The sequence below is a fragment of the Endomicrobium proavitum genome, assembly GCF_001027545.1.
Lineage (GTDB): Bacteria > Elusimicrobiota > Endomicrobiia > Endomicrobiales > Endomicrobiaceae > Endomicrobium > Endomicrobium proavitum.
Map to the genome: position 1 here is coordinate 154,154 of NZ_CP009498.1, position 23,356 is coordinate 177,509.

The window sequence follows — 23,356 nt, forward strand, 5'->3', positions numbered from 1 at the left end:
CGCACCCTTTAAATACTTCGTTGGTGTTGTTATCCGAAAAAAACATCCTTGCTGTCAATTCCAATAAAATAGAATGCGCTGAATGCCAAACGGCAGTCAGTGTTTTTTCATTTATAAAACAAAAAGTAAAAATACAATTTGAAAGAGGAAAAAAATGAAAACAATTTTACGAGCAGTCATTGCATTTTTTGTATGCGTCCGTCATACCGTGCTTGGCACGGTATCCATGTTAAATAAAAAACGGATTCCGATTTTCAACGGAAGCAGGAAAGCCGTTACTTTCTCCTTACTCCTTGCTACTTTTTCCTTGTTTTTGGCAGCGCCAAAAGCCTACGCCCAAACGTCTGTAAACAACTTTGACAATTTTATAGCCATAACAACCGTAACAAACAATTACAACATATCTTTAACCGGCAATATCTTATTTTCCACCGGCGGCTTTAGCGTATTAACCGGCACAATTACCGGAAACGGATATGCGTTAGACGGGCAAAATGCAAACGCCGGAATTACTCTTTCTTCCGGAAACAGTTTATTTTTTTATGGACCCATAACATTTCAAAATTTTAAAAAAGTAATAAGTAGTAGTGGAAGCGCAGCGCAGGGAGGAGCATTATTTGCAGCAGGGGCATATAATACCTATTCAAACAGCACAACCATGTTAGATTTTACAAATGCAACAGTAAACTTTACAGGCAATACGGTAACAACTGTAAGCGATTATATCTATGGAAGCGCAGCGCAAGGCGGAGGACTATTTGTAGGCGGAGCGGTCTCTGCAGGGGCATATGGTGGAATAGCCAATTCCAGTAGCGGCACAGCAGTAGTAAACTTTACATCATCAATAATAAATTTTACAAGCAATACGTTAATGAGTGGAGCTATCGGAAGCGTAGCGCAAGGCGGAGGGCTATTTGTAGGAGGAGCAGTCTCTGCCGGAGCATTTACCGGTGGAACCAATAACTCCAGCAGCGGCACAGCGGTAGTAAACTTTACATCGTCAACAATAAATTTTACAAGCAATATGTCAACTTACACGATTGGAACGGTGAGAACAGTAGGGCAAGGCGGAGGATTATTTGTGGGCGGAGCGGTCTCTGCCGGAACAAGGGATACCGGAGTAAACAATTCCGGTAGCGGCATAGCGGTAGTAAATTTTATATCATCAACAATAAATTTCACAAGCAATACAGTAACGGGTAAAAATGCAGCGCAAGGCGGAGGACTATTTGTAGGCGGAGCCTCTGCCAGTGGAGAAAATAACAATTCCAGCAGCGGCACAGCGATAGTAAATTTTATATTGTCAATAATAAACTTTACAAGCAATACAGTAAATGGGGCAAATGCAGTGCAAGGAGGAGGCTTATTTGTGGGAGGCGCGGTGTCTGCCGGCGCGGCATATCAGTATAATATTGGTGTAAACAATGCCAGCAGCGGCACAGCGGCAGTAAACTTTACATCATCAATAATAAACTTTACAGACAATATAATGAGTGGTCAATCCGCCTCGCAAGGAGGAGGGCTATTTGTAGGCGGAGCCTCTGACAGTGGAGGACATGACAATTCCGGCAGCAGCGGCGGCACAGCAGTAGTAAACTTTACATCTTCAACAATAAACTTTACAGGCAATACAGCATATGCTAGAAGTGCGCAAGGAGGAGGATTATTTGTAGGCGGAGCAGTCTCTGCCGGAGTATGGTACGATGATGCAAATTCCAACAGCGGCACAGCGGTAGTAAACTTTACATCATCAACAATAAACTTTACAGGCAATACGGTAAAGGGTGCAACTATGGGAAGCGCCGCGCAAGGCGGAGGGCTATTTGTAGGAGGAGCGGTCTCTGCCGGAGCATATGGTGGAATAGTCAATTCCAGCGGCGGCACAGCAGTAGTAAACTTTACATCGTCAACAATAAACTTTACAAACAATAAAGTAACTTTCAATATTGGAGAGGGGGGAACAGCAGGGCAAGGAGGAGGATTATTTGTAGGCGGAGCGGTCTCTGTCGCAGCATTTGCTAGCGGAATAAACAATTCCAGCAGCGGCACAGCGGTAGTAAACTTTACATCATCAACAATAAACTTTACAGGCAATACAGTAGCGAGTGGATACAGAGCAACCGTAGTACAAGGAGGCGGACTATTTGTAGGCGGAGCGGTCTCTGCCGGAATATGGGCGGCAAACTCAAACACCAGCAGCGGCACAGCGATAGTAAACTTTACATCGTCAATAATAAACTTTACAGGTAATGCGATAAATATGGGATACACTGGAAGCGCCGCGCAAGGCGGAGGGCTATTTGTAGGTGGAGCGGTATCTGCCGGAGTAGGTAGGACTGTAATAAACAATTCCAGTAGCGGCACAGCGGTAGTAAATTTTACATCATCAATAATAGACTTTACAGGTAATATGGTACAGGGTGGACGCACTGGAAGCGCCTCGCAAGGAGGAGGGCTATTTGTAGGGGGGGGCAGTTTCTGCCGCAATATCTGATGAGGGAGCAAACAATGCCGGCAACGGTATAGCGGTAGTAGATTTCACATCGTCAATAATAAACTTTGCAAGTAATACAGTAGAAAATAGAATGAATGGAACCGCAGCACAAGGCGGCGGGCTATTTGTAGGTGGAGCGGTATCTGCCGGAGCATATGAAGAATATACCGATGATACAGCAAACAATTCCAGCAGCGGCACAGCGGCAGTAAACATTACGTCATCAGCAATAAACTATATAGGCAATACGGTAACGAGCGGAGGCACTGGAAGCGCATCGCAAGGCGGAGGACTATTTGTAGGCGGAGCGGTCTCTGCCGGAGTAGCTGGTTCCGGAGCAATCAATTCCAGCAGCAGCGGCACAGCGGTAGTAAATTTTATATCATCAACAATAAATTTCACAAGCAATACGGTAACGAGCGGAGGCAATGGAAGCGCCTCGCAAGGAGGAGGGCTATTTGTAGGCGGAGCAATATCTGTCGGAGCATATGATTCCGGAGCAAACAATTCCAGCAGTGACACAGCGATAGCAAACTTTATATCATCAACAATAAATTTTACAAGCAATACGGTAACGAGCGAATATATAGGAAACGCCGCGCAAGGCGGAGGGTTATTTGTAGGCGGAGCGGTTTCCGCCGGATTATATAGTAACGGAGCAACCAATTCCAGCAGCAGCGGCACGACCGTAGTAAACTTTATGTTGTCAGCAATAAACTATATAGGCAATACGGTAACAAGTAGAAACGGGGGAACCGCCGCGCAAGGAGGAGGGCTATTTGTAGGCGGAGCGGTATCTGCCGGAATACGTAATGGTGGGGACAATATTTCCCGCAACGGAACAGCAGTGGTAAACTTTACATCATCAACAATAAATTTTACAAGCAATGTGTTAGCAAGAGGAATTAACGGAACAGCCGCGCAAGGCGGAGGATTGTTTGTAGGCGGAGCGGTATCTGCCGGAGCATATAATGTTGGAATTAATGATTCCGACAGCGGCACAGCAATAGTAACTTTCACAAATTCAAAAGTTAATATAAATAATAACACAGCGGAAGAAGGCGGAGGAATATTTGCAGGCGGTTCAGTGTCTGCAGGGTCATCAGGAATAGGGACCAATGCTATAAATCTCGCCTTTTTCGGCGTTGCGGAAATAAATTTTAAAGGTTCAACGGTAACAATAAACGGCAACACAGCAACAACCGGCGCAGGAATATATGTAGCCGGAAATTATATGGACTTCTTCAGCGGCAACATGGCTGCGGGAGGACAAGCAAAAATAATATTTGAAGATTCGCAAGTGGCGCTTAATTATAACACAGCAAGTTCAACCGGCGCAGCAGTATATGCCGACGACGCAATAGTAACCCTCAAGAACACAGTAATGACATTTATGAATAATAAATCGTTAATAGGCGCAAGCATATATGCAAGCAATAATTCAAGCATAACATTGTCCGGAAAAGGAAACTTCACAGGAAACCAAGCAACAACAGCGGGAGGGGCAATCTACGTAACCGGAGGCAGCACAGTAACAGTGGAAGCCGCAAGCGGCAATATATTATTTACAGGCAACAAAGCAGGCAGCGCGCCAAACGATATATATCTTGATAACAATAGCTTGTTGAATTTAATAACGGCAGGAACAAACACAATAAGTTTAGTCGGCGGAATACAAAGCGCAATCAGCGCAACAAATATAGCGGTTAACAAAACAGGAGCCGGCGATTTATACATAGGCGGCAACAACCAAATTAACGGCGACTTCACAGCAACAGCAGGAAAAGTAGCGCTGTTAGAAAACGCAACGCTTGAGGCAAACAACCTGATATTTAGAGGCGCAAAATTTGACATGACCGACAGCAACACGCATGTAAACGTAGCAACAGCAACAACGTTGTTTGAAAGCGATACAAACTTATTGATGGATATATTTGCAAACGGAGAAAACGACCAAATATATGCAAGCTCGGCGCAAGTAGGAGGGAATTTGCATATAAAAGCGCGTTTTGGCTTTTACAATAACAGAGAATATAAACTAATAATGTCCGGCAACAACGTAGTATTTGGAACGTTTACAACAACAACGTTTGATTACGTAGGAACAAGCAGCTTTTCGTATGAAATAAAATATAACGATATAACAGACTGGACAGGAATAGTAAGAATAATAGTAAGCGGAACAAGCGCCGCAAATTTCCAAGAGCTGCCGAATTTAACATATAACCAAAAAGAAACAGCAAGAACGTGGGACGCGTTGTCGCTGGCGCCGGAAATAGGAAATGATTTGATGAATGTAATGTCGGAAACAGCGGGCTTGGCAGAGAAAGAGCAGAAAGAAGTTCTGTCGGCAGTATCAGGATATTTTGTAAGCAACGTAATAAGAAGCGCAGCGTTAGACAGCGAGAATATTGAGCTGTATGAGAGAATAAAGAAAGAGAATGGAGTAGAAGAAACAACCACAGCAATGTGGGTGCAGGCAATAGGGGCAAGCGCAAAGTTTGGAAAAGATATAAACAGCATAGGTGAATATAAAGACAGCGGATACGGAGTAGCGGCAGGTTTTGACGTGTATTTTGGACCAACAAGCGGATTAAATAAAACAACGTTGGGAGCATATGTAAAGTATAAAGGCAACAGTATAAAAGAAGAAGCAAATAAAGCAACGCTAAATAAAATAGGCGGAGGAATATACGGCGGCTACGCGTCGGAGAAGTATGAAATAAAAGCGACGATAAACGCAAGCAAAGACAGCTATGAAACAACAAGAAATATAGAGCTAAGCAAATATTTCCCCGGGTATGAAGATAGAGAAGCAAAAGGAAGTTACGCAGGAATGACAATAGGCGGCGACGTGGAAGGAGCGCTAAAAATAAAAATAGCAAACAATACAATCTTCAAACCATATATAGGAGCAGAAGTAAAAAACGCAAGTTATGAAAGCTTTAAAGAAACAGGAGCAAACGGACTAAACTTAAATGTGGAAGCAGGAAATTATTTCAGAAGCGCAGGACGAGTAGGAGCGGGAGTAAACTACGAGAATGAGAAATGGGCAGGATATGTAAACTTGGAAGGAAAATATTTGCTTGCAGGAAACAAATACGAAATAGAAAGCGCATTTGAAGGAACAGAAATAAAATTCCAAAGCCGAGGATATGAAGAGAGCGGCGTGATATTGGGAGTAGCAATAGGAGGAAGCGTAAAAGTAGCGGAAGGGTTGAAAATAATAGCAGGAGCAAACGCATACACAGCGGATAATTACACAACCATTAACGGCAACGCCGGATTAAGATATAACTTTGGCGCAGCAACAAACAAGATAACAAGCAAAGAAGAAGCCCAGGCAACCCCTGAACCGACAGCCGCCGCCGAAACGCAATTATACGAGATGAACGATTTGCCTGACGAGTTACAAAATGCTTTAAGATGATGACAGGAAGCGATGATGGTAAGAAGTTAAGAAGATAAGAGGGTAAGTAACGACAAGAAACAACAATTACAAATTAGAAACAAAAAGAAACGGCAGATTTCCGGCTTAACCGAAAATCTGCCGTTTGCTGTTGTAGTTAATTACACTTTTCACTTTGCAGTTAAACGCTTTCTTGCCATTGCCGTGCTAAAATAGTAAAATTCTATTATGTCTATTTCAAATAAAGAAGAAATAAAATGCTCTTGCGGACATGTTTTTGAAGCGGAGCTTGTTTCTGCGATAAGCGTTTTCGATAATCCGGAGCTTAAAGAAGCTTTGATTGCCGGAGAAATAAATCTTGTAACATGTCCTGCCTGCAAGGAAATGTTTTACGCGGAAAATTTTATTTTGTATCACGACAGCGAAAACGAACTTATAGCCTTTGTATATCCGCTTTCTTTTCAGAATCAGGCGGCGCAATGCAGAAAAAAAATGCTTGCGGACTTTGCGCAGGCTGTTGAAAGTTTTAGCGAAAAACAAAAAATAAATTACGACCCGCTTCTTATTTTCGGCGTTGAAGATTTAACTCTGTTGTTAAAGAGCGAACATGAAGCCGAAGACGAGGAGATGGTTTTAACTTATACGGCTCCCGAGATTTCTCTTGATATATTTAAAATATCTCCGCATGCCGCAAGAAAGTTTTCAATGCCTAAAGTTTTGCCGGTGTTAAAAGGCGATAAAAATCCGAATTTAAAATCAGTCCTTGCCGCTTTGCAAGTACTTCTTAAACACAATTCCAATCTTCTCCACTATCACGCTCTTCTTGAAAAGCTGTCAAAAAATAAAACGCTTTTTGAAGAAATTAAGAAAAAGGCAAAATAAAAATGCCGGCTCAAACTGGAAGTTCGTATGCAAGTTTTATCCTTGGAGTTATACTTATAATAGCGAACTACCCGCTTGGTTGGGTAGGGCTTGTGTGGCTTTCTCATTTTGCAAGCAAGACCGGTAAAAAAATCTACTATTTTTATGCTGCATTTGTGTATGCCGTTTCATGGGCTTTGCTTTTTGCAGGCATATATCTTTGCGGAAAAGAGTATGCCGCGGCGCTTTTTAGAGAATATCACACATATATAATAGCAGGCACTGTTATTTTTATAACCGCAATAGTTGCCCTCAATCTGTTTTTCTACAAAAAAGGACTCAAAAATCAATCAAAACATTCAATTGACAAGAAAGCTTAAAAAGTTGTAAAATTGTTTGAAAAATATAACGTTTTTTGGAGAAAAAAATGGATTTTCTTGTAATATTTATATATGTTGTAGTTATACTTTTTTCTGTTATTATTCATGAAGTAGCGCACGGGCTTGCCGCATATTGGCGCGGAGACGATACGGCAAAACTTGCCGGCAGATTAACTCTTAACCCTATTGTGCATATAGATTTGTTCGGCAGTATTATATTGCCGGCAATGTTGATATTGCTTCATACGCCTATATTTTTTGCGTGGGCTAAACCTGTTCCGTTTAACCCCGTAAAACTGAAAAACCCGAAAACGGATATTCCGCTTGTATCTGCGGCGGGTCCGCTTTCAAATATATTTTTGGCTGTTTTATCGGGACTTATCATAAGAATTGTAAATGCGTTTCCGGAATTATTTGCGGGTTTTGCCTCGTCAATAACGGAATTTTTCGGCTTAATGCTTATGATAAATATAGTTTTGCCCGTTATAAATTTAATTCCGGTTCCGCCGCTTGACGGTTCAAAAGTGGTTACTTATTTTATGCCGCGCGAAATTGCCGTGCGTTACATGAATATTAATCCGTATTTAGGTCTTTTGGTTTTGTTTGTTTTGCTGTATTCTGGCGCGGTGTGGAAAATTATCGCTCCGTTAATAAATTTTTGCGTAACTATTCTTAGCGGGCAACCGCTTTATTATTAAAGGTGAAATATGCGTAAAACAGTTTTGTCGGGAATGCGTCCTACGGGAAGACTTCATCTTGGGCATTATTTCGGCGCTTTAAACAATTGGGTTCAAATGCAAAACGAATACAACTGTTACTATATGTCAGCCGATTGGCATGCGCTTACCACAGATTACGCCGACACTTCAAACGTTGCCGGAAATATTTTGGAAATGGTTGCGGACTGGCTTACCGCCGGGGTAGATCCGCAAAAAGCAGTTTTGTTTAAACAGTCTGCCGTCAGCGCGCACAGCGAACTTTTTTTGATTTTGTCTATGATAACGCCGCTTGGCTGGCTTGAAAGATGCCCTACGTATAAAGAGCAAAAAAATGAAATAAAAAATAAAGATTTAAATAATTTCGGATTTTTAGGATACCCCGTTTTAATGGCGTCAGATATTTTAATTTATAAAGCAGATTACGTTCCCGTAGGAGAAGACCAGCTTGCGCATCTTGAATTTTCGCGAGAAATAACAAGACGCTTCAACAATTTTTACGGAAATGTTTTGGTTGAACCGCAGGCAAAACTTACAAAGTCCGCAAGAGTTCCGGGTCTTGACGGAAGAAAAATGTCAAAATCTTACGGAAATTCCATTTTTCTCGGGGAAGACGACGATTCTATCAAGAAAAAAGTTCAGACAATGTTTACAGACCCTTTGAAAATAAAAAAGGACGATCCGGGTCATCCCGAAGGCTGCGTTGTTTTTGCGTTTCATAAAATATTCAATAAAGATTTTAAAGTAAGACAAGAAGAATGCAAGGCGGGTGCGGTAGGCTGCGTTGCGTGCAAAAAACAGATTATGGAAATGCTTAGCGAATTTATGAAACCGCTTGCGCAAAAAAGAAAAGATTTGATAAGCGATAAAAGTTATCTTCAAAAAATTATTGACGAGGGCTCGTCAAAAGCAAACGAGACCGCGCAAAAAACTCTTGCCCAAATACGCAAAGCGTTGAAGTTTTAAAAAGGGAAAATATGGTTTACGACATACATCTTGACGTTTTTGAAGGTCCTTTAGACCTTCTATTACATCTTATAAAAAAGAACGATCTTGAAATCGGCGAGATAAAAATTGCAGATATCACGGCGGAGTATCTTTCTTATCTTGAACTTATGAAAGATCTCAACATAGACATAGCCGGCGAATTTCTTGTTATGGCGTCAACGCTTATGCAGATAAAAGCTAAAACTCTTCTTCCTTCAAACGGAGAAAAAGAGGACGGCGAAGATCCGTTTGATCAGCTGAAAAACAGATTAATTGAATATCAGAAATACAAAGAAATAGGGAAACTTTTATCTTATAAAGCAATAGAAAATTCCCAAATTTATTACAGACCGGCGCCGGTTATAGACAAGCAGGATTTTGTTTTAGACGCGACGATGTTTGACCTTATAGGCAGCTTCCGCGAGGCGCTGACGGCTCTTCCTGAAAATATAAAAGAAATAATGTATAAAGAAATCCCCATTGAAACTAAAATCAGGGAAATTCTTGACGTGTTGGAAGGAAAACAATACGTTTCTTTTACTGAAATATTAAAAATGCAAAAAAGCAGAATGGCGCTAATTGTTTGCTTTATGGCTGTTTTGGAACTTGTTAAAAATAAACAAATCGCCGCCAAGCAGTCCGAGCTGTTTGACGAAATAAGAATATATAAAATATATAACGAAGAAACCGAAGTTAAAGAAAGCGAGGAAGTATTTGAATTTATAGAAAAAGACGAAGATAAAAAACAGGAACCCGTTGCCGAAAGTTTGGAACTGGTTTCCGAAAATAACGAGGATAGCGATGGAAACATCTGAAATTAAACGCGTTTTGGAAGCGTTGTTATTTGTCTCTGAAAGACCGTTGAGTCTTAAAGAGCTGAAAAATATCGTGAAGGAAGATTACGAAGATTCGGCTAATCTTGAAAATATTTTAAACGAGCTGAAAACGGAATACGAAGTTCTTAACAAACCGTATGAAATAAAGTTTGTCGCAAACGGCTGGACTTTTTCTACAAAAGCTTCTTATTCTCCGTGGATAAAAAAACTTTTGAAAGAAAAATCCGTTTTAAAACTTTCTCCGTCCGCGCTTGAAACTCTTGCCATGATTGCTTATAAGCAACCTATAACAAGAGCCGAAATAGACGAAATAAGGGGCGTAGAATCTTCAGGAGTTATAGACACGCTTCTTGAAAGAAAACTTATAAAAATAACGGGACGCAAAGAAGCTTTGGGAAAACCGCTTCTTTACGGAACCACGCAGGATTTTTTAAAACATTTCGGTCTTGCGCATTTAAGCGAACTTCCTCTTATAGAAGATATGCCCAAAGAAGTTCAGCAAACAGAAAACGCCGCCGAGCCGGAACTTCCTTTTTCCGCACAAGAGCGGCAGGAACAAAGCTTAGACGGACATAGCGACAAGCAACCATTGCAGGAAACTTTGTCGGCTCAAGCCGTGGAAACGGTAAACGATAATAACGCCTCGGAAGACGCAGAAGAAAATAAAGAGTAGTCCGGAGAAATACTCCATGAAAATTTTAATGGCAGCTTCAGAATGCGCGCCGTTTGTGAAAGTAGGCGGGCTTGCAGACGTTCTCGGCACTCTTCCGGCATATCTGAAAAAAGCCGGACACGACGTGCGCGTCATTATTCCGAAATATAAAGCAATAGACGAAAAAAAATACGACTTAAAGCCTGCCGCGCAGGGGCTTTCCGTTAAAGTTTCAGGCGATGAAGAGTTATTTGCCGTTAAGCAGTGCGTAACCAAAGACGGCGTTAAAGTTTATTTTGTTGAAAGCCGCCGCTTTTTTGACCGCAACGGCGTTTACGGCGAAGGCGGATACGAATACGGCGACAGCAGGGAAAGATATATTTTTTTCTGCCGCGCGGTTTTTGAATCTCTGAAAGCCGTAAATTTTATTCCCGATGTAATTCATTGCCACGATTGGCAAACCGGGCTTATTCCGGCTTACCTTAAAACAGTTTTAAAAAACGATGATTATTTTTCAAAAACCTCAAGCGTTTTTACCATTCACAATATAGCTTATCAAGGTTCGTTTCCTGCAGACACGGTGGTTGCAGCCGGGTTTTCCTGGGAAGATTTTACGGTGGATAAACTTGAGTTTTATGATACCGTAAATTTTATGAAATGCGGTATTCAATTGGCGGACGCTGTTTCTACCGTAAGTCCTACTTATGCTCTTGAAATACAAGATTTTAACGGCAAGGGAATGTCGGTAGTTTTAAATTCGCGCAAAGATAAAATTTACGGCATACTTAACGGAATAGATTACGATTATTGGAATCCCGAAACAGATAAAAATATAATTTCTAATTTTTCAAAATACGATACTTCCGGAAAAAGTTTTTGTAAGGCGGATCTTCAGGAATTGTGCGGTTTTGAAGTTAAAGAAGACGCATATCTTTTCGGGTGCGTTTCAAGACTTGATAATCAAAAAGGTTTTGACATAATTACGGACGCGCTTTACCATCTTAAAGATAAAAATATGCAGTTTGTGATACTCGGCTCCGGCGATCCGTCAATAAAACGGGCTTTGGAAGACGCCGTAAGAAATATGCCTAAAAAAGCCGCGGCGTTTTTTGAATATAACGAAGCGCTTGCGCATAAAATATATGCCGGCGCAGACGCTTATATGATGCCGTCCAGATTTGAGCCTTGCGGCTTAAGCCAGATGATAGCGTTGGCATACGGCGCAATACCCGTAGTAAACAGAACCGGGGGGCTGTCGGATACTATAGTTTATTACAACCATTACACACATGAGGGCAACGGTTTTGTGTTTAATATAACGTACGGCGAAAATTTTGTTGAAACCATTTTAAAGTCCGAAAAAATTTTCAGAGATAAAGCGTCTTGGAGTCCGCTTATGCAAAACGCTTTTAACAGCAATTTTTCATGGGATAATTCCGTTATTGAATATATAAAGATGTATAAAAACATTCTTAAGGCAAAGAGGTAATCTTATGAATGAAAATGCTGCGGTAAAAGCTTGGTCAAAGGTTGTTAAATTTTTTGCGCTTGCAGCGTTTTGCGCGTTTAGTGTTTTATTTGCGGATCATTATTACCGCGTTGATAAATACGCCAAAGATATGTCGGAAAATCTTGCAATAACGGTTTTTTTAAATAAGAATGTTAATAATTCAAACGATGTTGCGTCCGCAATTGAAAGTTTAGGATATGTAAACGTTAACGAATATGTAAGCGCGGAGCAGTCATATTACAGAGCCGTGAAAAAAAATCCTTTCCTTAAAGACGTTTCCGTTCCGGGAGATAAAGATTCCTTTGCCGCTTATTTTAAAGTTTCTCCCAACATTCTTCCCACGGATCAATTTTTAATAGTTGTGCGCAACGCCATGGCGCAAATTACGGGGGTAAACGATGTTGTTTACGACGCGGACGGATATAAAAAATACATTCAGGCTAAAAGAACTTTAGAGTTGTATGAAAAAATAAGTTTGATATTTGCTTTAACTATCTTTGCGCTTTTTATTATTAAAATTTTATTTTTATATTACGGTAATAATGTCGGCGCAAAAAAACTTTCCAAGGATTTTGTTATTTATTTATTGTCTGCCGCCGCCGGATTTTTGGCGGTGTGGAGCGCGGGTATTTTTGTATTTTATCCTCTTTTAATAAAAGAAGCGGCGGTGTTTGGCATAATTGCAGTTACCGCGGCTTTAGGAATAATTTTCAAAGATTAAAATGAAAATAAGAATTGTTGCATTTACGTTTGCATGTTTGTTTTTTTTCTGCTGCGAGGTTTTTGCCAAGCAGGCGGGCGTTCAGTCGCAGTCTGCACAGCTTTCCGACGTAAACAAAAAAATTCAGGCCAAAAAGCTTGAAAAAAACAAACTGATGCTTCAGGAAAAAAATGTTAAAAGAGAACTTAAAAATCTTAACGATTCAATAGCAAGAAACGAAAAACGCCTTCAAAAAATATCGGGCGATATAAAAATTGCGGAAGGCAATCTTGCGACCGCTTCAAAACAGTATAACAACGCTTTTGCAAAAAGTGCCGAAGTAAATAAAAAAATGCGCGCCGAGCTTGAACTTTTTCACAAGCAATCAATGTCTTTGTCTTATGAAACCGACCCCGTGGAATATAAGATACGAAAAAACGCGCTTGAGGCAAAAAAAGCTAATTTTGAAAAAGAAAGAATAGCGGCGTCTGTATCTGCCGCCGCCGTAAAAAAATGGAACGACGCAAAAAAAGAACTTTTGCGGCTGCAAGATCAGGAAGACTCTCTTGCGGCAGAGAAAAGAAATCTTATAAAAGAAAAAAACGAGCTTCTAAAAACTACGGCCGGAAAAAGAGCCGAAGCCGAAGAAGAAATTAAAACGTTAAATGAAAACGCTAAAGCTCTTCAGGCTCTTATAAAACAGCTGTCGTCTTCTAAAAGAAAAAAAAGCAATGGAACCGTTATCCGAGCGTCAACGCCGAAACATAAAAAAAATCTTCCGTGGCCTGTTGAGGGGAAAGTTGTTGCGCAGTTCGGCAAGAGTAAACATCCTGAAATGGATACATATATTATAAGCAACGGCATAAAAATTAAAGCTTCTGATTATGCCAAAGTTAAAAGCGTAGATTCGGGAACTGTTATATTTGCAGGCAATTTCCGTTCTTACGGAAAAGTTGTTATAATAGATCATAACGACTCAACTTTTAGCGTTTACGGGCAGTTAGATAAAATACTTGTTACGGACGAGCAGAAAGTTTCAAAAGGTTCAACGCTTGCGCAGCTTGGCGCCGGTCAGGAAAATGTTTTGTATTTTGAAATCAGAAATGAAAACATTGCTGACAATCCAATGCTTTGGCTTAAATAAAGCTAAATAGAATTATATCGGAGAATTAAATGAAAATTGTAAGAGTAAAAATTTTGTCCGCTGTCTTAATTATTTCTTTGTTTTGCGCAGGTTCTGTTTTTGCCGCGGACGAAACATATGAGAAACTTAAAACCATGATAGACGTTATGGAAATTATTAACGTCAACTATGTTTCCGAAACAAAAAGCGCGGATTTGGCGGTAGGGGCAATTAAGGGCGTTGTAAGAACGTTAGATCCGTTTTCTCAATACATGGAAGAAAAAGCTTACAAAGATATGAAAAACGAAACCGAAGGAAACTACAGCGGCGTAGGTTTGCGAATTATGGAAAAAAACGGATTTATTACTGTTGTTTCGCCGATAGTTGGAACGCCGGCTTTTAAAGCCGGAGTTTTACCGGACGACAGAATTATAAAAATAGATAAAAAGTCGGCGCAGGGCATGTCTACAAACGAAGCCGTAGATTTAATGCGCGGAAAAGCCGGCAAAAAAGTTAAAGTTATCATACGGCGCGATAACGTTGTTGAAGATTTGGTTTTTGACCTTGTCCGCGAGAAAATAAAAATAGAAACCGTGCGCTCAACTATGCTTGAAGAAAATATAGCTTACATACGCCTTAGCGAATTTAACGCTCAAAGCGCGGCGGATGTAAAAAAAGAGCTTTCGTCTCTAAAAAAAGAGGGCGCTCAAGCCGTAATTTTAGATTTAAGAAATAATCCCGGCGGACTTTTGGATTCCGCAATAGACATAATAAGCGCATTTGTAAAAGAAAAAACGCTTGCTCTTACCACAAGAGGAAGAGTGGAAGGTTCCGAGAAAAAATATTACACGCACGGCGTCGCGGAATTTGCAGACATTCCTTTTATAATTTTGGTTAATAGAGGCTCTGCCTCGGCTTCGGAAATAGTTTCCGGCGCTTTTCAAGATTTTAAAAGAGCTTTAATAATAGGGCAAAACACGTTCGGCAAAGGAAGCGTGCAGACAATATTTCCTCTTTCCGACGGTACCGCGTTAAGGCTTACAATTGCAAAATACTATCTGCCGTCAGGAAGACCTATTAACCGCTCCGACGATGTTAACGCTAAAAACGGAATAACGCCGGATATAGAAATAAAAGTTTCAATTGAAGACGAAATAAAACTTTATACGCAGGCGGATATGGTGTTTGCCAAAGATAGCGAAAAAAAGAGCGATGTAAAAACCGATGATAAAAATAAAGTTGAAGACGAGGCTTTAAAGAAAGCAATTGAAATTATCAAAGCAGGTAATGTTGCGGCCGAAATAGAAAAATCCGCAAAACAGAATAGTAAAAAATAAATAAGCGGAGATTGTTGTGTCCGAAAAAGAAAAAAGAAAAGAAAGTTTTGTAATTAAAATTTATATAGTAATTTTGTTTTTGCTGGGCGTGGGAGTTTGGCTTTCAGTTCATCCGGACAGCAAAGAAAAAATTTCTCTTGACGTAGAGCTTAACAAAAGAGTTGTTAACGCGCTTGTGGCAAACGGCATAAAACAGGAAGATATTGTAAGCGAGTATCAGCGCGAAAGAGATACTTCGCGCGCGTCGTGGATAGAATTTTACAAAACGATAAAACTCCAAAAAGGCAAAAGCGCGCAAAGTTTTGAAACAGGTTTAAGAAGCGTGGCGCGTTCGGTAAAAGTAGGGTTGCAAAAAACAGAAAATTCGCAGGAAGGTTCCGTTACATATAAATTTTTTGATAAAAACAGAAGTTATTCCAACGTAACTTTTATAAGTTTTCCAAACATAAAATAGGTAAAAACTTTGAATATATTAGCGATAGAAACTTCATGCGACGAAACGTCGGCTTCCGTAGTTTCAAACGGAACGGACGTTAAGTCTGCAATTATATCGTCGCAAATTGCCGTTCACGCTAAATTTTTCGGCGTTGTTCCGGAACTTGCAAGCCGAGAGCATATAAAAAATATAAATCCTGTAATTGCGGCTTCTCTTAAAAAGGCGGGGTTTTCTTTTGACAATATAGACGCTATAGCTTTTACCTCGGGGCCGGGTCTTGCGGGCGCGCTTCTTGTTGGCGCAACGGCGGCTAAAACCCTTGCGTCCGTTTATTCAAAGCCGTTAATTCCCGTTAACCATCTTGAAGGACATCTCTATTCTTCGTTTATAGAAAATAAATCACTCCGTCCGCCTTTTTTAAGCGTGATAATTTCCGGCGGGCATACCGAACTTATCGTTGTGCAAGATTTCGGAAAATATAAAATTTTAGGCGCTACAAGAGACGATGCCGCCGGCGAAGCTTTTGATAAGGCGGCTAAAATGTTAGGCTTGTCTTATCCCGGAGGGCCGGTTATAGATAAAAGAGCCGCCGACGGAAATCCTGAAGCCGTGCATTTTACAAGACCTTACTTAAAAGGAAGCTGGGATTTTTCTTTCTCCGGAATTAAAACGGCTTTGTTAAACTACCTCAAACAAAACCCCGTTAAAAACGAGCGGTATATAAACGACATTTGCGCTTCTTTCAGAGCGGCAATAGCCGAAACTTTATGTTTTAAATCTTTTGAAGCCGCAAAAACTTTTGGGCTTAAAAGAATTGCTCTCGGCGGCGGCGTGTCTTCCAACGCTCTTATAAGAAAATTATTTTTAGACGTAGGCAAAAAAAATAAAATAGAAGTTTTTATTCCTTCGTCGCTATATTGCACTGACAATGCCGCCATGATAGGCTGTGCGGCGTATTTTAAGCAGCGCGTTTTGGGGTTTAAATATAACGCGCAGCAATTGAAATCTTCTTCGTCTTTACAGCTTACGAATTGGAAATAAACTTTATTTATGAAAATTAAAATAGGGAATGTAACGCTTGATAATAATATAGTTCTTGCGCCTATGGCGGGAATAAGCGATTTTCCCGTAAGACTCTTGGCGAAAGCCGGAGGAGCGGGCCTTGTATATACCGAGATGGTTTCCGCTAAAGCTTTACTTCACGCCGACGCAAAAACAAGAAAACTTCTTTACAGCGAGAAAAAAGAAAAGCCGGTTGCCGCGCAAATTTTTGGGGCAGACGCTTACAGCATGGGCGAAGCCGCAAAAATAATAAGCGGTTTAGGCGCTGATATAATTGACATAAATTTAGGATGCCCTGTTAAAAAAATTGCAAAAGCCGGAGCGGGGGCAAAGCTTTTATCAAACGCGTCGCTTGTGGCGAAAATTCTTGAAAGCGTAGTTGCAAATTCAAGCGTTCCGGTGACGGTTAAAATAAGAATAGGTCTTGTTCCCGGGCAAAATGTGGCTCCTGAAATTATAAAAATAGCGTATGAAGCAGGTATAAAAATGGTTGCCGTCCATGCGCGTCCCGCCTCGCAGGGACATTCGGGAGATCCTGATTTAGACGCTTTTGCGAAATCCTGCGACGGGGCAAAAATTCCCGTTTTTGGAAACGGCGGTATTACGGACGAAGAAACGGCGGAAAAATTTTTAAATATTTCAAACTGTTGTGGAATTATGATAGGACGCGGGGCGATAGGTAATTACGATATTTTTAAAAGGCTTGAAAAGTATTTTGCTTCCGGTAAAATACAAAAAATCCCTTCTGCAAAAAAGAAAATATCATGGTTTAAACGCCACGCAAAACTTTCCGTTAAACATTACGGCGAGAAAAGAGGTTTTGTGCTTATGAGAAAAACCGCTCAATATTATATAAAAGGGCTTCCCGAAGCCTCAAAAATAAGAGATATGTTTAATAAAATTGAAACGTTTAAAGAGTTTGATAAAGTTTTAGAGATTTTAGAAAATTCTGCAAAATGATATAATTTACAAAATGCATTTAAGGAGTATTTATGAATAAAGATTTATTTAACGAAAATCAGGAAACTTTTGTTTCTCCAAACGCTAAAGCTTTTGTAGTTGTGCCTAATCTTCCGGAAATTCTTTCTCCGCTTCTTGCCATAGCAAATAACGTTTGGTGGTGCTGGAACTCCGACGCCGTAGAACTTTTCAGAAGACTTGACAGAGATTTGTGGGAAGAAACTTATCATAATCCTAAAGCTATGCTTGGCATGATAAAACAGGAAACTCTCGCCGCGCTTTCCGAAGACGACAGTTTTGTGTCTCACATGGAAAGAGTAAAAGGCGAACTTGATAAATATATGTCCATGAATACTTGGTATCACGATTCGTGTTCGGATTACGCCGATATGAAATTTGCGTATTTCTCCACGGAGTTTGCAATACATGAAAGCCTTCCGATTTATTCCGGCGGGCTTGGAATTTTATCGGGCGACCACTTAAAATCCGCAAGCGATATGGGTTTGCCGCTTGTGGGCGTAGGACTTCTTTACAGATACGGATATTTTAAACAGTATTTAAATTCCGACGGAATACAGCAGGAAGAGTATAACGAAAATCATTTTGAGCTTATGCCTCTTGAGCTTGTTAAAGATAAAAAGAACGAACCGCTTATAATAACCATAGATATTCCTAAAGAAAAAATTTCCGCGCGGGTTTGGAAGCTTCAAGTCGGAAGAGTTCCTCTGTATCTTTTGGATACCGATTTCAGTAAAAATTCAAAAGAGGTAAGAGAGATAACCGGCGAGCTTTACGGCGGCGATAGAAATATGCGCATTCGTCAAGAAATTTTGCTTGGCGTGGGCGGAGTAAAACTTCTTAAAGCTTTAAATATAGACCCGGGCGTAATACATATTAACGAAGGTCATTCGGCTTTTTTGCTTCTTGAAAAAATGAGGGAGTACATAGAAGACGAAGGGCTTTCTCAGGCAGAAGCGTTCCAGCTTGTGCAAAGCGGATGCGTGTTTACAACGCACACGCCTGTTCCGGCGGGAAATGAAATTTTCGGCGCGGATCTTGTTACAAGATATTTTGAACCGATGTATAAAAAACTGGGTTTTTCCGCAGAACAATTTTTAGCGCTCGGATCGTTTCCGGCAAAAAATTTGAAGATGGGAAATCCTTCGGATTTTTCTATGACCATTCTTGCTTTGAAAATGACAAACAAAGCAAACGGCGTCAGCAGACTTCACGCTACCGTTGCAAGAGAAATGTGGTCGGGCATATGGCCGGGTTTGCCCAGAAAAGAAATTCCGATAACGCACATAACAAACGGCATACATACAAATACGTGGATATCTTACGAGTTTGCCGGACTTTTTGACAGATATCTCGGCGCGGCGTGGAAAGACGAGCCGGCGGATCATACAATATGGCAGAGAGTGGCTCATATTCCCGATGCGGAACTTTGGAGAAGTCATGAAAGAAGAAGAGAAAGGCTTGTGTCTTTTGCCAGAGCGCGCCTTAAACACCAGCTTAAGCGCAGAGGTCTTTCCGAAATTATGTCAAGTTACGCCGACGAAGTTTTAGATCCGGAAGCGCTCACAATAGGTTTTGCGAGAAGATTTGCTTCCTATAAACGCGGCAATTTAATTTTTAAAGATTTGGAAAGAATTAAAAAAATTATTACCAGCAAGGAACACCCCGTCCAAATTATTATCGCCGGAAAAGCGCATCCGCAAGACGGCGTTGGAAAAGAAATAATAAAACAGATAGTAAGCCTTGCAAACGATCCCGAACTTAAATATAAAGTAGTGTTTTTGGAAGATTACGATATGAATGTGGCGCACTATCTTGTGCAGGGCGCCGACATATGGCTTAATAATCCTCTGCGTCCGGAAGAAGCGTCGGGAACGAGCGGTATGAAAGCCGCGGTTAACGGAGCTTTAAATTTCAGCGTTTTAGACGGCTGGTGGTGCGAAGGATATAACGGTGACAACGGTTGGACTATAGGTTCTATAGACGAATATTCCGACAGAGAGTATCAGGACGAAGTTGAAAGCAAAGCCATTTACGACACTCTTGAAAAAGAAATTGTTCCGCTGTTTTACGCCAGAGGCATAGACGGCATTCCAAGAGGCTGGACAAAGAAAATGAAAATGTCCATGCAAACGCTCGGACCCGTTTTCAACACAAACAGAATGATTGAAGAGTATGCTAAAAAGTTTTATATAACTTCGGCGCTTTCGCATGAAAAATTGAAAAAAAATAAATTTGAAGCGGCTAAAAAGAAAGCCCAGTGGCTTATAAACGTGCGCAACAACTGGAAAGACGTTCACGTCGTAAAAGTTGAAGATAACATAAACGGCGAAATAAGCGTTTTCGGCGATATGTCTGTTACAGCGAGGGTTTATATAGGCTCTTTAAATCCTGAAGACGTCAGCGTTCAAATTTTCAGCGGTTTTATAAATTCAAAGCAAGTTGTAAGCTCTCAAGAAACTTATGAAATGAGGCTTGTTTCAAAAGAAGGCAACGATTTTATTTTTGAAGGGAAGGTTTTTGCCGACAAAGTCGGACGCTGCGGATATACCGTTAGAATTCTTCCGCAATGCGGCGGAGAAGTGCAGTATATATCCGAACTTATAAAATGGCAATGAAAAAGAAGATGAGATGTTAGGAAGATAGGAAGTTAAGTAACGGCGAGCTATATGGAGTAGTAAGGAGTAAATTTTGTTAATTCCGCTTTTTACTATTTATATTTCACTTTGTGTTTAAAAATGAGCTATGAATTTTTAATATTTGATTTAGACGGGACGCTTGTAGATTCGCAATACGATTTGACTACGGCCGTAAATTTAATGAGGAAAGATTTTGGACTTGCGCCTTTTCCCGTTGAAAAAGTCAGTTCGTATCTCGGAAGCGGCGTGAATGCTTTAATAGCAAAAGTTTTGCCTGAAAAGCCAGATAATGTAAATGAAGCGCTAAGGCTTTTTACGGAGCATTACAAAAAGCATTTGCTTGACACTACAAAACTTTACGATGGCGTTAAAGAAACTCTTGAAAAATTAAAAGATAAAAAAATAGCGTTGCTTTCAAATAAAACAGAAATTTTTTGCAGAGAAATTTTAACCCGTTTGGACATTGCAAAATATTTTTGCGAAATTTTCGGCGGAGATAGTGCCGGCGTAAAAAAACCAGATCCGAAACCTATTTTAGATTTAATAAAACTTAGCAACGCAGATGCGCGTAAAACGGTTATGATAGGCGACAGTGCGAACGATTTTAAGGCGGCAAAATCTGCAAACGTAGATTCTATAGCGGTTTCATACGGATATTTAAATTTAGAGGGAATAAAAACTTTTTCTCCGACCTACATAGTTAATAAGTTTGACGAAATAATAAAAATAACAGAGAAGCAAGGAGGGAAGAGTGTTTATAGTAAAAATACTTAAAGATATTTTTAAAGTTCTTCAAACCGACGTGTCACCCAATCAGGTTGCGTTCGGCGCGGCGTTAGGAATTTTTCTCGGTTTTGTTCCCGGAGTTTTGTGGAAGTGCATATTTTTCTTTTTAATAATGATACTGCGCGTAAATATCGGCGCGGCGTTTGTTTCGTGGACGGTGTTCGGGCTTGTAGGTCTTTTGTTAGATCCGATAGCGGATAAAATAGGGTACTTTATTTTAAATTTAGGTTTTCTTTTTAATTTATTTACTTCGCTTTATAACGCAGATATTGTTCCGTTTACAAAATTCAACAACACGGTGGTTATGGGCAATCTTGCCCTTGGCGTTATTCTTTTTTACCCTGCGTATTTCTTCTCGAAAAAATTCATACTTTATTACAGATCTCACTGGCGTGAAAAAATTGCCAAATGGAGAATAGTAAAACTTCTTACGGCAAGCTCAATTTCTTACACGATTTTTAAATAGGCGGTATAAAAATGAAAATATTCAGAACGGCTTTTGTAATTCCTGCTGTTATAATAGTAGTTTTAGTGTGGGTTTTCTTCGCGTTTTATTTTGATTTCTATTTAAAGAAAGGAATTATTGCCGGCGGCGAAGCGGCGTTTGGCGCGAAAGTTGAAATAGGCTCTCTTAACACTACGTTTACAAAACTTTCAATAAATATAAACGCAATGAAAATAGGCGATAAAGACGACGAGTTTAAAAATCTTGCCGATATTGACAATATAAATTTTAAAGTCAGATTTATTCCTCTTTTGTCAAAGAAAGTGATAATAGACAACATGAGCGTTAGCGGGTTTAAATGGTCAACCGCAAGGAAAACTTCGTGCAAGCTTCCGGAAAAAAAGAAGAAGAAGAAGTCCGATGAAAACAGCTTGCTTGCCAAAACCATGAAACAGATAAAAGATAAATCCGAAGCGGAATATAACGCATTGCCGTCAGTGCAAAAATTCGGCGAAATACAAGAGCAGATAAAGGATTTTTCGCCGGAAGGCGCTATAGATATGGCGGGCATAAAATCCGTCGGCAAACTTAAAGATTCTTATGTTGGCTTAATGGGTAAATACGATTCTTACTCAAAAACCGTAAACGGTCTTGACACTCAAAAGCAGATTGATTCCGTAAAAGAATCTATAGATAAACTTTCAAAAATAAGCGTTAAAACTCCGGCGGACATTGCTGTTTTGCGCGAAAATATTACGCTTCTTAACGAACAAAGAAAATCGCTTGAAACCACATATAACGATTTAAAAAATGTGCAAGCAGGTTTGTCAAAAGATATTGCAGACCAGCAGAAAGCGCTTAAAGATGTAAATGCGCTGATAAATCAAGACGTTGACAATATAGCTTCAAAACTATCTATTCCGTCGCTTGATTTTAAAAATGTCAGCAGAACGCTTTTCGGCGATGTGTGGGTAAATAAAGTTGACTCTGTTCTCTATTATATGAGTATAGCCAGAAAGTATATGCCGCAAAAATCCGAAGAAGATAAGAAAAAAGCTCAAGCGCAGGAAAGATTAAAAGGAAGAGAAATAACTTATCCTTTGAAGGGAACGCTTCCGTCTTTTTGGATAGCAAATATTTCCATGTCGGGAACATCCGGCGGAGAAGGTAAAGATATTCCAAACCCCGTAAGCTTTAGAGGCGTTGTGCAAAATATAACTTCCGATCAAAAACTTATAGGTAAAGCCATGACTTTTGAGCTTTACGGAGATAATACAAACCAAACTTTTAAAATCAACGGCAAGTTTGACCGTCTTGGAAATGTCGCGCAAGATGTTATAACGGTTGTTATGGACGGCGTAGATGCCGCCGCTCTTGGGGTTGCGGATACGGATTATACGCCTTCGTTTGCAAAAGCGAAAGCTAAAATTAATGCGGAATTTGCTTTGAAAGGAAACGATTACACAACTAAAGCCGGAGTTGTTGTTACGGGTTTAACTTATGACGCGGCTTCTAAAAATTTTAGCGGCGCCAACGCAGCTACCGTAAAATATGTAAACGCTTTGTGGAACGGCATAGATTCCGTAAGCGTTCAGGCGAAAACGGAAATTATTGAAAATAAAGGTTTTAACATGAGTTTCACTTCCAACATAGATTCTCTACTTGGTTCAAGATTTTCAAATATTATAAACTCTGCCGCAGGAGACGTAAAAGATAAAATAAGACAGGAAGTTACAAGCTATGTAAACGATCAGAAAAAAGTTCTTCAGTCTGATGCGGATAAATATAAATCCGGACTTCAGTCGGAACTTGAGCCGAAACTCAGAGATGTTCAGAAACAAATTGACGATGCGAAATCGTTGATAGCGCAGAAAGAAAACGAGATTAAAAAACAAGCCGTTTCTTCTTCAGGGCTTGGGTCTTTGTTTTCAAAATAAACGGCAGACTTTATAAAACGGGGCGTCTTTGAAGAAAGACGTCCCGTTTTTTTTATTTACTCTTGATA

Annotated in this window: 19 protein-coding genes; all 19 read left to right on the plus strand. The window is 40.2% G+C overall.

The features are described 5' to 3' along the window. Nucleotides 1–154 precede the first annotated feature (154 nt). The 19 genes from Epro_RS00630 to Epro_RS00720 all read left to right on the plus strand — a co-directional run bounded on the left by Epro_RS00630 (nucleotide 155) and on the right by Epro_RS00720 (nucleotide 23,288). Nucleotides 155–2,494: a beta strand repeat-containing protein gene (locus Epro_RS00630; RefSeq protein WP_052569641.1), complete on the plus strand. Its 2,340-nt coding sequence runs from the start codon at nucleotides 155–157 to the stop codon at nucleotides 2,492–2,494. A gap of 91 nt (nucleotides 2,495–2,585) precedes the next feature. Continuing rightward, on the plus strand, nucleotides 2,586–5,924 hold the full coding sequence (locus Epro_RS00635) for an autotransporter domain-containing protein (RefSeq protein WP_052569643.1): 3,339 nt from the start codon (nucleotides 2,586–2,588) through the stop codon (nucleotides 5,922–5,924). Between the two features lie 207 nt (nucleotides 5,925–6,131). Beyond that, nucleotides 6,132–6,785, plus strand: a complete 654-nt coding sequence (locus Epro_RS00640) for a CpXC domain-containing protein (protein ID WP_052569645.1) — start codon at nucleotides 6,132–6,134, stop codon at nucleotides 6,783–6,785. A 2-nt stretch (nucleotides 6,786–6,787) separates the two neighbouring features. Next, nucleotides 6,788–7,144 carry a hypothetical protein gene (locus Epro_RS00645; protein ID WP_052569648.1) on the plus strand — a complete coding sequence of 119 codons (357 nt, stop codon included), beginning with the start codon at nucleotides 6,788–6,790 and terminating at the stop codon, nucleotides 7,142–7,144. A gap of 47 nt (nucleotides 7,145–7,191) precedes the next feature. Next, the gene (locus tag Epro_RS00650) at nucleotides 7,192–7,842 is read left to right on the plus strand and encodes a site-2 protease family protein (RefSeq protein WP_052569651.1); all 651 of its coding nucleotides are present in this window, start codon (nucleotides 7,192–7,194) and stop codon (nucleotides 7,840–7,842) included. A gap of 9 nt (nucleotides 7,843–7,851) precedes the next feature. Next, complete coding sequence (gene trpS, locus Epro_RS00655; protein ID WP_052569653.1) at nucleotides 7,852–8,826, plus strand: tryptophan--tRNA ligase; 975 nt, start codon at nucleotides 7,852–7,854, stop codon at nucleotides 8,824–8,826. An 11-nt stretch (nucleotides 8,827–8,837) separates the two neighbouring features. Beyond that, a complete protein-coding gene (locus tag Epro_RS00660; protein WP_052569655.1) occupies nucleotides 8,838–9,662 on the plus strand; it encodes a segregation and condensation protein A in 825 nt (274 codons plus the stop codon). After that, nucleotides 9,649–10,356, plus strand: coding sequence for an SMC-Scp complex subunit ScpB (scpB, locus tag Epro_RS00665; protein WP_052569656.1), 708 nt, complete (start codon nucleotides 9,649–9,651; stop codon nucleotides 10,354–10,356). The genes Epro_RS00660 and scpB overlap by 14 nt, the downstream gene beginning before the upstream one ends. Nucleotides 10,357–10,372: 16 nt before the next feature. Further along, entirely contained in the window at nucleotides 10,373–11,824 is a 1,452-nt protein-coding gene (locus Epro_RS00670; RefSeq protein ID WP_052569658.1) for a glycogen synthase, read from the plus strand. A gap of 4 nt (nucleotides 11,825–11,828) precedes the next feature. Further along, the gene (locus Epro_RS00675) at nucleotides 11,829–12,566 is read left to right on the plus strand and encodes a cell division FtsX domain-containing protein (protein WP_052569660.1); all 738 of its coding nucleotides are present in this window, start codon (nucleotides 11,829–11,831) and stop codon (nucleotides 12,564–12,566) included. Between the two features lies 1 nt (nucleotide 12,567). After that, nucleotides 12,568–13,689 (plus strand): murein hydrolase activator EnvC family protein, encoded by a 1,122-nt coding sequence (locus Epro_RS00680; RefSeq protein ID WP_052569662.1) that lies wholly within the window; start codon nucleotides 12,568–12,570, stop codon nucleotides 13,687–13,689. A gap of 29 nt (nucleotides 13,690–13,718) precedes the next feature. Then, nucleotides 13,719–15,005: a S41 family peptidase gene (locus Epro_RS00685; RefSeq protein ID WP_052569664.1), complete on the plus strand. Its 1,287-nt coding sequence runs from the start codon at nucleotides 13,719–13,721 to the stop codon at nucleotides 15,003–15,005. A 16-nt stretch (nucleotides 15,006–15,021) separates the two neighbouring features. Continuing rightward, entirely contained in the window at nucleotides 15,022–15,459 is a 438-nt protein-coding gene (locus tag Epro_RS00690) for a hypothetical protein (RefSeq protein ID WP_052569667.1), read from the plus strand. Between the two features lie 9 nt (nucleotides 15,460–15,468). Further along, a complete protein-coding gene (tsaD, locus tag Epro_RS00695; protein WP_052569669.1) occupies nucleotides 15,469–16,482 on the plus strand; it encodes a tRNA (adenosine(37)-N6)-threonylcarbamoyltransferase complex transferase subunit TsaD in 1,014 nt (337 codons plus the stop codon). Between the two features lie 9 nt (nucleotides 16,483–16,491). After that, nucleotides 16,492–17,463, plus strand: a complete 972-nt coding sequence (dusB, locus tag Epro_RS00700; protein ID WP_052569671.1) for a tRNA dihydrouridine synthase DusB — start codon at nucleotides 16,492–16,494, stop codon at nucleotides 17,461–17,463. A gap of 32 nt (nucleotides 17,464–17,495) precedes the next feature. After that, entirely contained in the window at nucleotides 17,496–20,099 is a 2,604-nt protein-coding gene (gene glgP, locus Epro_RS00705; protein ID WP_052569672.1) for an alpha-glucan family phosphorylase, read from the plus strand. A gap of 120 nt (nucleotides 20,100–20,219) precedes the next feature. Continuing rightward, nucleotides 20,220–20,894: an HAD family hydrolase gene (locus tag Epro_RS00710; RefSeq protein ID WP_052569674.1), complete on the plus strand. Its 675-nt coding sequence runs from the start codon at nucleotides 20,220–20,222 to the stop codon at nucleotides 20,892–20,894. Continuing rightward, on the plus strand, nucleotides 20,872–21,372 hold the full coding sequence (locus tag Epro_RS00715) for a TIGR03546 family protein (protein ID WP_052569676.1): 501 nt from the start codon (nucleotides 20,872–20,874) through the stop codon (nucleotides 21,370–21,372). The genes Epro_RS00710 and Epro_RS00715 overlap by 23 nt, the downstream gene beginning before the upstream one ends. Before the next feature lie 11 nt (nucleotides 21,373–21,383). Further along, nucleotides 21,384–23,288, plus strand: a complete 1,905-nt coding sequence (locus tag Epro_RS00720) for a TIGR03545 family protein (RefSeq protein WP_052569678.1) — start codon at nucleotides 21,384–21,386, stop codon at nucleotides 23,286–23,288. The last annotated feature ends 68 nt before the right edge of the window (nucleotides 23,289–23,356 follow it).

Coding starts and splice junctions, on each gene's coding strand:
- Epro_RS00645 (WP_052569648.1), top strand. CDS start 6,788: ATGCCGGCTCAAACTGGAAGTTCGTATGCAAGTTTTATCCTTGGAGTT.
- Epro_RS00630 (WP_052569641.1), top strand. CDS start 155: ATGAAAACAATTTTACGAGCAGTCATTGCATTTTTTGTATGCGTCCGT.
- Epro_RS00670 (WP_052569658.1), top strand. CDS start 10,373: ATGAAAATTTTAATGGCAGCTTCAGAATGCGCGCCGTTTGTGAAAGTA.
- dusB (WP_052569671.1), top strand. CDS start 16,492: ATGAAAATTAAAATAGGGAATGTAACGCTTGATAATAATATAGTTCTT.
- Epro_RS00680 (WP_052569662.1), top strand. CDS start 12,568: ATGAAAATAAGAATTGTTGCATTTACGTTTGCATGTTTGTTTTTTTTC.
- Epro_RS00710 (WP_052569674.1), top strand. CDS start 20,220: ATGAGCTATGAATTTTTAATATTTGATTTAGACGGGACGCTTGTAGAT.
- trpS (WP_052569653.1), top strand. CDS start 7,852: ATGCGTAAAACAGTTTTGTCGGGAATGCGTCCTACGGGAAGACTTCAT.
- scpB (WP_052569656.1), top strand. CDS start 9,649: ATGGAAACATCTGAAATTAAACGCGTTTTGGAAGCGTTGTTATTTGTC.
- Epro_RS00675 (WP_052569660.1), top strand. CDS start 11,829: ATGAATGAAAATGCTGCGGTAAAAGCTTGGTCAAAGGTTGTTAAATTT.
- Epro_RS00720 (WP_052569678.1), top strand. CDS start 21,384: ATGAAAATATTCAGAACGGCTTTTGTAATTCCTGCTGTTATAATAGTA.
- glgP (WP_052569672.1), top strand. CDS start 17,496: ATGAATAAAGATTTATTTAACGAAAATCAGGAAACTTTTGTTTCTCCA.
- Epro_RS00660 (WP_052569655.1), top strand. CDS start 8,838: ATGGTTTACGACATACATCTTGACGTTTTTGAAGGTCCTTTAGACCTT.
- Epro_RS00650 (WP_052569651.1), top strand. CDS start 7,192: ATGGATTTTCTTGTAATATTTATATATGTTGTAGTTATACTTTTTTCT.
- Epro_RS00640 (WP_052569645.1), top strand. CDS start 6,132: ATGTCTATTTCAAATAAAGAAGAAATAAAATGCTCTTGCGGACATGTT.
- Epro_RS00635 (WP_052569643.1), top strand. CDS start 2,586: ATGAATGGAACCGCAGCACAAGGCGGCGGGCTATTTGTAGGTGGAGCG.
- Epro_RS00685 (WP_052569664.1), top strand. CDS start 13,719: ATGAAAATTGTAAGAGTAAAAATTTTGTCCGCTGTCTTAATTATTTCT.